10 protein-coding genes are annotated in these 13,960 nt (G+C 57.9%); 6 read left to right on the top strand and 4 right to left on the bottom strand.

Annotated elements, in window-relative coordinates; genetic code table 11:
• The 4 genes from RBB18_RS22600 to repC all read left to right on the top strand — a co-directional run.
• The coding region (locus RBB18_RS22600) for a DUF736 family protein (RefSeq protein ID WP_306112560.1) at nucleotides 1-333 on the top strand (333 nt) is incomplete at its 5' end.
• Between the two features lie 211 nt (nucleotides 334-544).
• Nucleotides 545-1,903, top strand: coding sequence for a ParA family protein (locus RBB18_RS22595; RefSeq protein ID WP_371931692.1), 1,359 nt, complete (start codon nucleotides 545-547; stop codon nucleotides 1,901-1,903).
• Nucleotides 1,900-2,916 carry a ParB N-terminal domain-containing protein gene (locus RBB18_RS22590; RefSeq protein ID WP_306112562.1) on the top strand — a complete coding sequence of 339 codons (1,017 nt, stop codon included), beginning with the start codon at nucleotides 1,900-1,902 and terminating at the stop codon, nucleotides 2,914-2,916. Before RBB18_RS22595 ends, RBB18_RS22590 begins: the two co-directional genes overlap by 4 nt.
• Before the next feature lie 220 nt (nucleotides 2,917-3,136).
• A complete protein-coding gene (gene repC, locus RBB18_RS22585) occupies nucleotides 3,137-4,417 on the top strand; it encodes a plasmid replication protein RepC (protein ID WP_306112563.1) in 1,281 nt (426 codons plus the stop codon).
• Between the two features lie 12 nt (nucleotides 4,418-4,429).
• On the opposite strand, the gene RBB18_RS22580 is transcribed toward repC, so the two are convergent.
• Nucleotides 4,430-5,545, bottom strand: coding sequence for a tyrosine-type recombinase/integrase (locus RBB18_RS22580; RefSeq protein WP_306112564.1), 1,116 nt, complete (start codon nucleotides 5,543-5,545; stop codon nucleotides 4,430-4,432).
• Between the two features lie 125 nt (nucleotides 5,546-5,670).
• On the opposite strand from RBB18_RS22580, the gene RBB18_RS22575 reads away from it, so the two are divergent.
• Together RBB18_RS22575 and RBB18_RS22570 are read left to right on the top strand one after the other, a co-directional pair.
• Nucleotides 5,671-6,615: a DUF1403 family protein gene (locus RBB18_RS22575; RefSeq protein WP_306112565.1), complete on the top strand. Its 945-nt coding sequence runs from the start codon at nucleotides 5,671-5,673 to the stop codon at nucleotides 6,613-6,615.
• The gene (locus RBB18_RS22570; RefSeq protein ID WP_074646957.1) at nucleotides 6,612-7,226 is read left to right on the top strand and encodes an SMC-Scp complex subunit ScpB; all 615 of its coding nucleotides are present in this window, start codon (nucleotides 6,612-6,614) and stop codon (nucleotides 7,224-7,226) included. Before RBB18_RS22575 ends, RBB18_RS22570 begins: the two co-directional genes overlap by 4 nt.
• On the opposite strand, the gene RBB18_RS22565 is transcribed toward RBB18_RS22570, so the two are convergent.
• The 3 genes from RBB18_RS22565 to RBB18_RS22555 all read right to left on the bottom strand — a co-directional run bounded on the left by RBB18_RS22565 (nucleotide 7,223) and on the right by RBB18_RS22555 (nucleotide 12,982).
• Nucleotides 7,223-10,522 carry a DEAD/DEAH box helicase gene (locus tag RBB18_RS22565; protein ID WP_306112566.1) on the bottom strand — a complete coding sequence of 1,100 codons (3,300 nt, stop codon included), beginning with the start codon at nucleotides 10,520-10,522 and terminating at the stop codon, nucleotides 7,223-7,225. The genes RBB18_RS22570 and RBB18_RS22565 overlap by 4 nt on opposite strands.
• The gene (locus RBB18_RS22560; RefSeq protein ID WP_201721928.1) at nucleotides 10,515-11,168 is read right to left on the bottom strand and encodes a hypothetical protein; all 654 of its coding nucleotides are present in this window, start codon (nucleotides 11,166-11,168) and stop codon (nucleotides 10,515-10,517) included. Before RBB18_RS22560 ends, RBB18_RS22565 begins: the two co-directional genes overlap by 8 nt.
• A 293-nt stretch (nucleotides 11,169-11,461) precedes the next feature.
• Nucleotides 11,462-12,982 (bottom strand): Fic family protein, encoded by a 1,521-nt coding sequence (locus tag RBB18_RS22555; protein WP_306112567.1) that lies wholly within the window; start codon nucleotides 12,980-12,982, stop codon nucleotides 11,462-11,464.
• Between the last annotated feature and the right edge of the window lie 978 nt (nucleotides 12,983-13,960).

Raw genomic sequence — 13,960 nt, 5'->3', positions numbered from 1 at the left:
ACGAACTGCATCAAATTCACCAGCGCCGACATCGAAACCGCCAAGGGCGTCGGCTCCATCTCGACCCTGACCTTCGACCTCGACATCACGGTCGAACCTGTCGCGAGCGCCAACCCGATGGCCCCCACGCACCGCGTCCTCGGCCGCTCCCCGCGCGGCAAGCTGGTCGAGTGCGGCGGCATCTGGAAGAAGCAGAACAAGGAGACCGGCGCCGACTACTACACGCTGACCATCCGCGACCACGGCTTCAACGCAAACCTCGGCAAGGCCGCCAACCAGGACGATCTGTCCCTGCAGGCCGTCATCCCCTGGGGGCCGAAAGACGCCGCTTGATCTGAAGAATTGGGCCCGACATCGTTCGGGCCCAGCACCCGCAAGTCGATCTTGAACGCGTTCAAGATTAGATCGTTTTGCACCTCACCGCCTCTAATCATACTCCTGAATTCAGGTAGGCGCGTGGTATCTTCCAATTGCGCCCATAATAGTGCTACTATGAGTGGCGAAACGAGTCGAACTCGGAATCAACCGAAGTCGGGGCAGCGATATGAGCGGAAGTCTAGAACAGTTTTTGACCGACCTGTCACGAGGTCTGGAGCGCACAATGGTCGCCGTCAACAAAGAGTTGACGCTGCGCCATCGTATCAAGCGCACATGGTCGATGCGACAGTGCGCTCGCTTCTTGAACGTCAGCATCCAATACTTGACCAAGTTTGCGAATGGTAACGACGACTTTCCAAAGGGTGAGTACGTTGGACGCGAGCGTGTCTTCAACCTTCATGAACTGATGCATATGCGCGCTTTGATGGCGGCGTCTGCAAAGCGTCCTTTTGACTATCTTGCGTGGCGCAAGCCCGACGATCCGCTTCCAGTCATTTCATTTGCCAGCCAAAAGGGCGGAACCGCCAAGAGCCTTAGCGCTGCACATTTCGCACAGTACCTGAGCCTACATTACGGAATGCGTGTTGGCGTGATGGATGCGGACCCTCAGAGCACGATCACACTTTACTTTGTAGGCGGTGAGGGGTTGTCTCAAATGCCTACTGAAGAAACGCCATCGATGGTGGACTTCGCGGGCCTCTTCCAGTCTGAGGAGGCGCCGTACACGGAGCACTCTGCGAAGACGCTGGATAGCTTCTTTTTGAAGACTTCTTGGCCAGGGCTTCGATTGGTTCCAGCGCACGGAGAGACCTCTGAGGGCGAAATTCAGATCGCCCGCTTGGTTCGCGAAGCTCCTGCAGGCAAGAGTTTCTACCGCTACCTTCGGGACGCGATTGATCGCTGGAAAGAAGCGCACCCTCCGGCAACTGCTCCCAATGAACTTGTTACGGATGGAAAGGTCGATCCTGTCCGACTTGAGCATGCGCTGAACGAAACGCTGGATTGCATCATCATTGATTATCAACCGGCGCTGACGCTTTTCCAGCTCAACAATGTGATAGCCTCTTCATCCCTCGTCATTCCTCAGACCATGAAGGGGTTCGACATCGCAACTCTGTCGACCTTTGTCACCGGCCTGCTAGGTATGCTGCAGCACATCTTAGCACATGAGCGTATCGATATTGGCTCGGGTGCCAACATGCTTTTGCCAACCATTGTGCAGCGTTCCAACGGTCAGGATCTCAACCACATTGGCAATCTTCTCGAGCACTGCCCCACGGAGATCTTGCCCGTGTTCTATCTTCGGTCAGACGCGATTTCGAACGCTTCAGACGTTTATCAGTCGGTCTACGAATATGAGCCTGACACGCCTGGCAAACGAAAAGGTATCAACAGATTTATCGAGAACGCAGACGCGGTGAATGATGCAATCGTCAGCCGTCTGTGGCCAGGCCTCGAACGTGGTTATGCGAATGCTTGGATGGACACGTTCTATGATGACGATGATGGGGAGACCGCAGCATGAAGCGAACTATCCCGAGGTCGCTGGTTTCGAAAGCTTTGAGCCAATCATCTGAGCCGAGTGGCAATGGCGACGAGGCAAAAGTCGACACTGCACCGTCTTCTACTACTGCACCTTTCAAGGGAGCGGGTAGTGCATGGAAGGCCGGCGCACTTGCCCAATCGCAGGCAGCGGTCGAGCAGGGTCGCGCGCAGCTCGTCGAAGACATTCTGAACGGCCGTCACGAGCTTCAGATTTCACCGGAACAAGTGCAGGATCCGTTAGGTTCAGATCGTCGTGATGACTGGCTGGCACAAGAGGCCTTTCAAACGCTTCTTAAGAGCATCGAAATCAACGGCCAAGACACGCCCATCCTTGTTTGGCCAGAGGATCCGAATTGGAAGCCTGACCCGTTGAACCCAACAGACGTCGCGGATGCTCGCTTTATCATGCTGACCGGCAGACGTCGTCATGCTGCAGCGAAAACCCTGGGGCTTAAGCTTCGAGCAATCTTGGCGTCCCCAGAGAAGCGAGGCGCGGAGAACGCGCAGTTCGAGATGCTGTTCCTCCGTTTCCGGGAAAACGAGGAAAGGGAGAACCTTGGCGCATTCGAGCGCCTACTGGCTATCGGAGAGATGTACGAGACGCTTCGTGAGTCTGGTGAGAAGACGACTGCGGTAGCGTTTGCAGCACGTATTGGTGTCCACGAGAGTATCGTGTCGCGCGCTCGCGCAGTTTTCGGGGCTCGAGATCAAATCTTGAACGCGTTCAAGAACGCTTACGACATGAGCTTCCAGGATCTGCAAAAAGCGCTGGCCAGCCTTGAGGGCAAGCCGAAGAAGCAAGTCAGAAAGTCCGCTCAGAAGATCACCGCCAAGCGCAAGGTAGGGGGTCGTAATCTCTCGCTCACGTCAGCGAACGGCAATCTCTCGATCAAAGCCGCAAGCGTACCGCTGAGCCAAGAGAAGCTTGAGGAGTTGAGCGATCTGATCGCGGACTTCTTGGCAAAGAATAAGGAGGTTCCACCGGCGGGCTAGAGCCTGAATACCGGTGCATCTCCATACATTGAGGCAACGAGCAAGAAGGAAGAATGTGATCTAAAGGCAAAAGAAAAGCCCCCAAGCTGAGGGCCTGAGAGCTAATCTTATTGGTTTGGTCGCCTTGAAGATAAGTCTCTCTCGAATCACTGTCAACGACGAACGCTTCTGAGCGAACGGCTTTCTTTTGCCTCCACATAACTGGAGGTGAGAAACAGGCATGAAACATACAGGTTGGCGCAAGCCGACACCGGGTCTTGGCATTGCAGAGCAACTTGCCCAAGCCGGTGAACAGGTCGCTGTACCCAAAACGCGGGCTTTTGTCGCTGTGAAGCGGGTGGGGGCCTACATTGGCCTCAAGGCCGGAGACATGATGCTCCTCGACACGCTCGGGGCCTTTACCCAGGCCCAGGACTGGGAGGAGGGGCAGCGTCCGATCGTCTGGACGTCAAACGCCTATCTGATGGAGCAGACGGGGTTCTCGCTCTCCGCGCTGAAACGCCATGCCCGGCGCCTGGCCGAGATTGGCGTGATCTCCTTCCAGGACAGCCCGAACGGCAAGCGGTGGGGCCGCAGGGACGCCGAGGGGCGCATCGTCGAGGCCTATGGGTTCGATTTGTCGCCACTGTCGGCGCGTGTCGTGGAGTTTGAGGAACTGCACGCCGAATTGCAGGCCGAGCGCGAGCTCTGCCAGCGTTTGAAGCGCCAGATCACCGTAGCACGCCGCATGATCCGCGCGCGGATCGAGGCGGCCGTCAGCAGCGCGCTGCGCGGGCCCTGGACGCAGTTCACGGGGCTCTTCGAGGAGCTTCTGGACCGGCTTCCGGGCCGCCATGAAGCTTCAGAACAGCTTGCACGGCTGCTAGGCTGGTTCAAGGAACTTCGGGAGCGCGTCGAAGCGGCCTATCTCAAGGCAACCGAGGTCGTTCAACCTGTGGAAAACGCGCCCGAAACCAAGGAACAAACTTCCGAAAAGACTCAAGAAATGAACCCCAGGGAGGTCATTTCTGACCCTCATATACTAATTACAAACCAACTTGATCCTGTAATTCGTAATTCCTCAGAAGATGAGGAAGTCGCGGCCATGGTGCCAAATGCTCAACCCGAAGACAAGGTTGATAGGGAGCTGGAAGAGTGGGTTGCCGAGGTGCGCAAGAAGCGCGCCGCACTAGATCTGCCGACCGTGATGCAAGCCTGTCCGGAATTCGCGTCTTGGGCCCGCAATATGGGCGGGTTCCTAAAAGATTGGGGCGATCTGCACCGGGTCGCTGGTCAACTCAGACCGATGATCGGCATTTCTGAACATGCCTGGAACGTGGCACAGGACCGGCTGGGCAAACAGGTGGCGACAGCGGCGCTCGCGCTTGTTTTCGAGAAGCATTGCGCGGGCGAAGTGTCCTCGCCGGGCGGATATCTGCGCGGCATGGTCGAGAAGGCCGGGGCAGGGGAGCTGCATCTCGAGCGCAGCTTCTATGGCAGGCTCAGCGGGCAGGCGGCGTGATGGGGCAAGGGGTCAGAGACCGGCGGCCTTGGTCAGGTTCACCCGGAACCGATCGCGCCGGCGCTGGTAGCGGCGGGTCATCTCGGCCGAGGCGTGTCCCAGTTGCTTTTGCACGTAGCGTTCGTCGACTTCGGCCGAACTCGCCAGACCGGCGCGCAGCGAGTGACCTGAGAATAGCGCCAGGCGCTCTTTCTCGGGCAGTTCGGATCGGATACCGGCATCCAGAACCGTGCGCTTGATCAGGCGTGCGACATGTTTGTCGTTTAGTCTGGTTTCGGTGGCGCGGTTGCCATCGCGCGAGGCCCTTACAAAGACAGGGCCGAAGTCGATCTTCGCGAAGTGCAGCCATTGCTCCAGCGCATGCACGGGGCAGGTCTGATCCTTGGAGCCGCGGCCGATCTCGACCTCGCGCCAACCGGTCTTGGCGTTGAGGGTCAGGAGGGCGCCTTTCTCGAAGATCTCGATCCAGCCGCCGGAATCCGACGTGTCGTCCTTGTGGACGTCAAGGCTGACGATTTCTGAGCGACGCAAACCTCCGGCGTATCCAAGGAGAAGGATTGCCCGATCCCGTAGCCCGCGCAGGTCGAAAGGAAGGGTGGCCACCATCGCGAGGATGTCCTCGGCCAGGATGGCTTCCTTCTGAACCGGCGGTCGCGCGTGTTTTCGCTTGATCCCCGCCAGCACCGTGGCGATGTGCCGGTTCTTGCGATCTAGGGTGAATCCCCGCTGCGCGTAGTTCCAGGCGAGACCCGACAGGCGGCGGTCGATAGTGCTGACCGACAGGGGTCGGGACGCCGACTGCGAAGGGGAGGGGCCCGACCCGGACGCCAGATCGGCGAGGTAAAGCCCGATCATCTCAGGGGAGGGGGGCAACGGCTCCGCGCCCTTCATCCGACACCAGCGCGCGAAATGCCCCCAGTCCTTGGCATAGGCCTTCAACGTGTTGTCAGACGCCGCCGCGCGCGCATAGTCGCGGGCGGTGTCGACCAAGCGATTGAGGGTGCCGGAGCCGGCGACAAAGGACGGAAGGCTCAAGGCGTCGCAGTCGCGGCGATCTCTCTCGTTGTCCTTGTTGGACGAAGGACCGATTGGCGCTGCTGAGCCCGATTTCTCGTTGTTTTCTGACATGGTGCTAAGTATATCTTTCAGTGTCCGATAATGCAAACTTATTGGACATAAGAGAGAGCGACAAGGCGGGGCGGTTTGCACATCATATTGTGGACGAAAGCGCCGCGCGAGACTAGTGTAGTGGCATGACATATCAGCCCGCCACCATCTCTGACGACCTGAGCACCCTACCGCAGCTACCCGGCTGGGTCACCTCCGGTCGTGTCGAAACCCTTGAAACTGTGGCCTTTCGGTCGGGAGCCGCGCTGACGGTGCTCGATCAGCTGGTTTCCGATCCGCGGTATGGCGTGCCGGTGAAGCTGCTCGCCAATCGACTGGCGCTGAGAGCCGCAACCGCCACCTCGAAACTGGAAGGTCGCCTGGCGCGGGAGGCCGATATCCGCGACGCCTACCATCTGACGCTACCCGGCGAGGCGCGGGGGCCCGACGGCGATCTTCTGGTGTTCTGGCGCGAGAGTTCGCGGGCGCGCCCGGGTGAGATCGCTGACTTGGTTGGAGCGGAGTATGCGGGCGAGGTGGGTGTCTGGCTTGACGTGGGATTGGAACGCGCACGGACCCATGGTCCGTTGTCGGGTTGCGTCGCAGCCCTGGGCGCCGTGCTCGAGGCCGACGACCGGGCAGAGCGCACCGCCTGCCTGTTCTCGGACGTCGTCCTTGCGCGGGCGCTGAACTGGAAGCAGGTGCTGCCCGTGACTGCGCAGCGTTTGACAAAGGCCGTTCTGCGCGACCTGACTGCAGAAGGGCAGGGGGCCGATCTGGCAGTCGAGGTGCGGGTCCTCGAGGCTATCGAAGAGTCGATCCGGGTGGCGCGGGATCTGGCCCGACGCGCCGAGACCCTTCGCGCCGTTGCGCCGAAGCTACGGGCCAAAGGGTCGGACGCGGCGGTCGCGCTGTTCCTGACCGAGGATGCCGTGGCGCCTGCGTCGATGCTGTCTCCTTGCATTCGCGGCACCTCGATCCCCATGACTGACCGCGCCGCGCGGCGGTTTTGCGACCGGCTGGTCGAGCTCGGAGTTGCGCGGGAACTGACTGGACGACCGACCTTCCGGCTCTACGGGATCGCATCATGACGACCACGACCAGGAAACGGAAACCGGCGGAGGAGGGCGGCGCTGTCTTTGACCGGGAGCTCGACGACCTCCCGCAGGAGCTCCGCTGGCGCGAATGGATGGGTCGGGTCGAGGCGGTGCTCTTCGCCAGTGCGTCGCCGGTCGGCCGCGACGAGCTGGCCCGCGTGGTGGGGCAGGGAGCCTCGGTCGAGATGGTGATCGACGACATCCAGGCCGAGCTGACCGGTCGTCCCTACGAACTCGCGCAGGTGGCCGGCGGTTGGATGTTCCGAACGAGGACGCAGTTCGCGGACGCGATCAAGGCGGCGGCCGATCTTGGCGAGCAGTCGTTGACCTTCACCGAGATGGAGATGGGTGTACTTTGCGCCATCGCCTATCATCAGCCGATCGACCGGGCGGGCCTGGCCGACATCTTCGGCAAGGAGGTCAGCCGCGACCTGTTGGCCCGGCTGCGCTACAAGGACCTGATCGCCAGCGGACCGCGCTCGCCGCGGCCGGGCGCGCCGCATACCTTCGTAACCACGGAGACCTTCCTGGTGACCTTCGATCTGCAGAGCCTGCGGGATCTGCCGGAGCTGGAAGTTGTCGAGCCGTCCAATCTTGCTGGTTAGATGAGGTCGTCCAGATCTCGATTATTTAGTTCGCTTTCAGAAGCGGACTCCACGCGTGCTTCCAATGCCTCTTGAGATTCACCGACCGCAGCCGGTTTGAGATAGGGTACGATATCTGCGAATTGTCGATGGACTTCACGCCGCGACCATTTGGCTGACCACATAAATGATCCAAACGAGGCCATCTCAGCATTTGAAAATCCCCGCCTCACGCAACGATTGGCGAACGCCATCGCTGTACACGGTTCCGTCTTTTCCTCGGAATGCACGTTGACATGACCCTGAAGGATTTGAAGCGGCGCCCCCATAAGATGGGCGAGATCAGGAACAAGCCTAATCACGAATTTTCGGGCACTGGTAGAACGTTTTTTGTCGCGTGTTTTGTCTGAAAGCCGCTTCTGAATTTGCATGAGAGGTGCGCCGTTCATCCAGTCCTGCAAGGCTGCGCGAAGCTTCGGAAGAGAAAAGGATGCACGGGAACGATCATCTTTGAGCTTCTTGATTTCCGTTCCGAAGAGATACTCTAGGTTTTCCAACTTAACCAAGCGAACGAGGTATTGCGGTCTAACCATCAGCCACTCAAAGACCCAATCGCACAGGCTGTCGACTGTTTCGAAGTTTCGAAAACCGTGCATGTCGAGCGCCTTTGACATGTCGTCCAGGATATCCTCCGGCAACCCCAACATGGATGCAGTGTTGCGCAAAGACAGCTGCTCGACGGGCAAGTCTCCGTCATCACTCTTCAGCAGTGAAAGGGCTGCGGAGGTTCTGCTCTCAACCCAGTCTTCATCCGCATCTTGACGTTTACGATAAGCCGCGAAGCTCCTAGCGAGGCCAAGTCGTATGTCCACTTTTCCATCGTCGCCTTGATCAGTTTCAGCCAAGCGCGCGACGACGTAGCGCTCCAGGTCACCGATGTCTGTTGCGCTGTCGTGGATGCGGTCCATCAGGGCCGTGAATGGATCGTCCAATACCAAACACTGATCGGTTTGCCCAAATATGTCTCGCAGCCTACTCCATCTTGAACCGATCCTGTTCTCTGCATCGTCCAGGCCAACGACCTGGCCTGGAATGACTAGAACGATACCGGTTGCGCTTTCACCGGCCCGCCCGGCACGGCCGGCTGCGTTCAGCAGGTCCTCTGGATTCAAAAGGTCCTTCCGACCGGAAGATGCGTCGAACTGGCTGTCCTCCGCAATGATGACCAGGTCCGCAGGCAAGTTCATACCCTGGCCGAGCGTCGGGGTTGCTGCGAGCACCGCCAACGTACCCTGGCGCTTGTACAGTGCCTCCACCAATTGGCGCTCCTCAGGAAGCAATTGTCCATGGTGGGTCGCAGCCTGGGATGCCAATTTTCCATCCACTAGAGTCAAGTACAGCTGATCAGCACCACCCATTTCATCGACGGAAATCTCATACAGACGCTGCTCAGTTTCAGTCAGTTCGACACTACACTCATCAAGTGCTGCCCCAGCCTTTTCTGATATAGAAAAGGCATTCGGTATGGATTGAGAAAAGACGAGAGTTCGTAGCCCTGCTCCAGCGGCTGCAGCAGCGACTGAAGATGCAACGACACCGGAGTTAGGCGTCACTTTCCAGAACTTGTTTGTCGAAAGCTGAAGTGCTTCGTTCAAGAGTGGTACAAGAGCATAGTCGCGGCGAACCTGTGACGCCCATGTCTGCTTCACGCTGAAGAACGCGTTTGGTTTTGCCGTCAGCTTGCGCTTTACCGCAGCAGGAACCCCCGCAGTGGAGCTTTTTGCGCGAGCATTCCGCAAGAGTTTTCGCAGGTCAGCAAGTCTCTTTTCATCGTAAACGACGCATCCCCTTAGTTGCCGGGTTGGTTTCCATGCATTGTCGAGAGCAAGTGAGTTTCTACCTGTCAGCTCCGCCAGCCAACCGCTCAGTTCATATGTGTTCTTCATCATAGCCGACATCAGGACGATATCGGCGTCCGGTACAACGCGGGTAAACCCCAAGATGCATAGCATCGCGTCGATTGCTCTCCGGTCTCCTTCAGTGCTCGGATGCATCAGATGACATTCATCGAAGATCAAAAGACCGACGTCATCAAACCGCTCTGGTTCCATATGACTGGTAAGGAGACAGGCTTCTGGAGTCATCACCATGACGTCCGGCAACTCGTCGCTATCCCCAGAAAACCCGAATTCGTCCATACGTTCACCGCGAACGGTTGCCCGCGGAAATGCACCGCGCAGGTCCCGTGCTGTCTGATCAACGAGAGCGTGCGTAGGAGCTAGGAATACCGCCTTGCGCCCGGATAACAAAGTTGCATGAATTTTGAGTTGTGCGGTCGTCGACTTCCCGGCCCCAGTGGGGAACCCTATCGCAGCAGATGTGCCAATCTTGAGGTACCCTTGGGCGACGGCGTCCTTGTGATTACGCCACAGATACGGGCGCGTCTCGGCAACCGTTTTCATGGCCTCGGTCCAACGATCCTCAGGTACGCCATCCGGAGGCGGTAGGTTGACGACGGCGCTTTCCATCAGGGCAGAGCCTGCAGCGATCAAGAGACTGGCCAAATGGAACGGTCCGGGAAAGACAGCGATTGCCCCTTCGGGGAATGTATCCTCCAGATCTGATGCGCCGGCGGCGAGCGACTTTACTTCAGAGAAGACTGCAATTGGATCGACCATCCCGCTCACTCGACGCCCTTGCAGCACGAAGGCCAAGGCTCGCACACCTCGCAAGAGTCGATAGTAGAGCGCTGCATTGGCTCGCTCGCCACCGGTACCCGAGACGAGTCGGTCTTGGGGCGGTCGCTTTCGATTCCGAATACGACCAACTTGTCCTTTTGCGAGCATGATCAAGTGAAGAATCAGTTCCGACTGCAGCCAATCGCCGCTCGGGATGCGGATAGAGTCTGCCACCTCAGCAGCATCCGCCGATGCCCCGGCTACCAAGAACAGAAGCATTGCCGAAACATCCGGACTGATCGCATTCGGCGATACAAATGAAACTGGCTGGTCCGAGTCCCGTAGAGCGATCGCTTGATGAACCAACTGATAAGCCGTTGCGGCAACAAAGCCTGCCGCTGCCCGGTTTTCTCTATCGGGATTAATGGCTACCAATGCTTCATTGGTCTGCGCCAACCGGCGTGCAAATCGAATTGTGTCCTCGAGAAGCTCTTCCCCATTTTCACTCTCGCGAAGCAGTACCCTTGCCGATACGATCTCGGCGAAAGCACGTGCAAGTCGGTCAGGCAAACCTTCGCGGTCCAGGTCGGGCAAGTCTGGGGTGGACCTGATGAGTTCGGACGTTGCGGGATCATACATTGGCTGCCGCCTCCGCACTGTCGATCTTGACGAGCGCTTTCTCCGCTACACAATCTATCCAGTCGCGAACGTCTTCCAAAACTAAGGTTTCGGCGCGCCGGCGTGCTACGTCACCCAGTACAGACTTCTCATACCCTTTGAACAAGCCCTTGCGTCCCTTTGCCGATGCATATTTGCCACCAACGGTCACCGCCACGCGGTATGCCCGTTTTTCATTCCATAGAATATCGGCAACAGTCCCGTCGGGGTCTGGGTCTCTGGATACCTCAAGTAGCGAAGTTACCGACGCAATGAGTTCGTTGTCTCGTCCGCCTGTTTCAAACTGCTCAAACTCCGGCCAGACCTTTGATTTAACTTGGTTCCGAGGGTTCTTGGTCGCCTTCTCTTCGCAGATGACAACATGGGCAATGCCGTCGCTGTCGAACTCAATAATGAGGCCATCCAACCCTTTGTCCGCTTTAATCATCTGTGGAGCCCGTATGAGAGCCTCATCGTCGAAACGGTGAGCGGCGATCCACGCAATGACCTGAAAAACCCAACCATCCCGATGGTAGGTCTTGTCGCCAGTGCCGACGGTCAAAAGCTTTCGCGCACCTTCGAAACCGCCTTTGGGATAGCGCGCGGGCAAATCGCCTGTGGCGCGCAATATGCGCTCCACTGTTCGCGACTGACCTATTGCGACGCGGGCCAGGAGCTCAGCAAGCTGGTCCTCGTCCTCAATCGTCCAAGTGGAGCCCGACCAACAATCTTTCTGCCGTATTGGGGTTAGGGTTACTGGCATGAGCTAGACGCGCAACTCAGCGATGTCGATCAGGCTTGGCGTCTTAACGGTAGCTGCAGAATGAGTGTTTCTCATCGTCGGACTCGCTCAAATGTAGAACTTGAACGGCTGGCGTTCGGCGTCATTGGCGCTTCCCATGACCAGAACATATTTATTTGTCATTGCGCTGCCCTTGTCTCGGCCAGAAAAGCTGCAAACGGTCGAATATCTTCCCTCACGCTCGCTGTCTCTAAAGCGGCCATGTAAGCCGCGCGCTGTTCGAGCTTGATGACTGTCCATGGTTGCCCGGCAGCGGCCATCATGACGTTCATCAGAAAGCGCGCTATTCGACCGTTCCCGTCCAGGAACGGATGGATAAATACGAAGATGAAATGTCCAAGGACGATCCGAACAGTCGGGTCATCTTCCGCCTTGAGTAGGTCGAAGAAGACCGGCATGCAGTCTCGAACTGCCTCAGGACTCATTGGGACATGCTGGGATTGCCGAATGTACACAGGGGACGATCGGTAGCCTGCAAGTTGAGAGGCCTTCAGGATGCCCGCTGTGACAGACGTTGCGAATAGGTTGCGATACCAATCACTCAGATCGCGCTCAACAACCTCACCCGCGTCAGCACCTTCCAGAACTGCCCGAATGCTTTCCTTCACTCTCTGAAATGCTTCCCAATATCCACGCGCTGCAAGGGCGTCTTTCAGCGCTCGGTCTTGCTCATCTGTTTCTGGGGTCCAGGTCCCCGAACGCACTTTGTCAATCAGTTCCGGCGAGACACGATAGCCCTCAATGGAGAGCGAATGATACGCATCCGTGACATAGATTTCGTCGATCTGCTTGAGATAGGCGTCGATGTCATTGGTGATGGGTTGGGCCTTTGGAAAGAGATCAATAACATCGTCGCGCATGCTCTCCCACTTCAAGCGGATGCGATGCACGTGGGGCGAGGTGATCCGCCCGGCGTTTGGCACAAGAATCGACTGCTCAAAGGGGTTGATCTCGCGAACGTCATGCGAAGCGGCTTTCATCGCCGCAAGAATTTCGTCTGCGACCTTTTCGGACCCGATGCTTCTAAAAGCACCAGCAAGCCTGCCGGCCGCTCGCGTGTGCCCCCCGTCCAACAGCTTGCCAAGCAGCCGTGAGGCATCCGGCATCATAGCAAGCACAGTGCGCGCTTCTGTCGGATGGTTTTGGAAGAAGACCTCGGGAACGAGGATTAGGGCATCCTCGACGGAGAATAGGCGTAAATTGTCGACGATTTCGAGCGCCTCATCTGACGCGATCGTTGCGCGCGTCTCAAAAAGCGACGTGTTGTGGGGCAGATCGGTCTTAGAGTTTCCGCCCTTGACCGCTCTTACCAATAGCTGAGCAGGAACTGTCGTGTTTCCAGCATGTATGATGAGGGACTGTTCAGGAGACAGAGACCAGTCAGTGCCAAACCGATCTGACAGGTATTGTGCGCAGAATCCCCAAAACGATGTGTACCATGCTGTGCTCTCACCGGCGTTTTCATCGGGGCGTGATGGGATGTACCAGCCCTTCATGACTTCCTTCAGGAAGCCTGCCTTCAGCAGCCGTTCGCGGTGAGTGCGTGACATGTCTTTGGAGCGAATGGCAATCGAACCACCAGACTGTAGTGTCTCGAGCTCTTCCAAGGAGCTTGCAAGCTTCTCTGCGGCACTCGGCATAATTATTCGGCTCCGTTCGAGATTTAGGTTTTAGCGTCGTACATGATTTAGGTGTATGTGTCGAACGATCTTTAGGGTTTTGTGATGCGCAAATCTTAGGTTTTAGTGTTATTGGCCCCTCCTGCCCTTTGGTCAGGACCGCGCCCTACTCGGTCGGCTGCGCGCAGCCGCCCTCCCCGAGCTGAACCGCCGCCTCTCCCTGCGACGTGCCGCTGGCCATGCCGTCTCCTCCGGAGCCAGCCCGGCCAGCCGTCGCATGGTCGTGGTAACGCTTCATCTCGGCCATTCGGTAACGGTCGCTGGGGCGGGCGTGTGACATCAGTGATCACGTACCTCGCGTCTCGGCCGCTGTTGGTCCTCGCTTTGCCGGATACGCAGCTCCGCGCCGCGATCATGGGTCGCAAACGATGTCCGACGACCGCCGGATTGCATTGACCGAAGCTGGCAGAAGGCCGGTGATGGTCGTGCTGTGCAAACCCAAGCTATCGGGTTGCCGTAGAGGGTCAGTTCGAAATCCCGGTGATCCGAACAGGTTGTCGAAGCTTCGACGTTCTCCATGCTGCGCTTCCAGACAACACACATCGGGTTGCCACGGAAACCAGCCGTCGTGGCACGTGAGGCAGGGTCAGCAAAGCTCTGACTGGTCGGGATTCGGCTCGGAGCGAGAGGGCAGAAATATCGCCACCACAGGCATTTCTCTCTTTCGGCTGTTCTCCCAGTTTCCTTCGTGGCCACCGCACTTCTCCTTTTGTCTGAGTTGCATGACATGCTGGTCGCAGCTGTCGTCCCGTCCACAAAGGTTGTCGCCGATTTTTTTCCCCTGACCCTGCGGGTCATTCCTCGCGCACCAAAAAGACCGGCGCCTGCCCCTCTCCGCTGCGCTTCGCCTTCGGTGTGGCCAGGCCTTGGCCAGCTGCAAGGTGACCATCATTGCAACGCAAACAAGGAGAAGAGCAATGACCACGAACTGCATCAAAT

The organism is Roseovarius sp. MMSF_3298 (genome assembly GCF_030733705.1).
GTDB classification, from domain to species: domain Bacteria; phylum Pseudomonadota; class Alphaproteobacteria; order Rhodobacterales; family Rhodobacteraceae; genus Roseovarius; species Roseovarius confluentis.
Note: the sequence above shows the minus strand (reverse complement) of the source record. Positions and strands in the feature narration are given on the sequence as shown.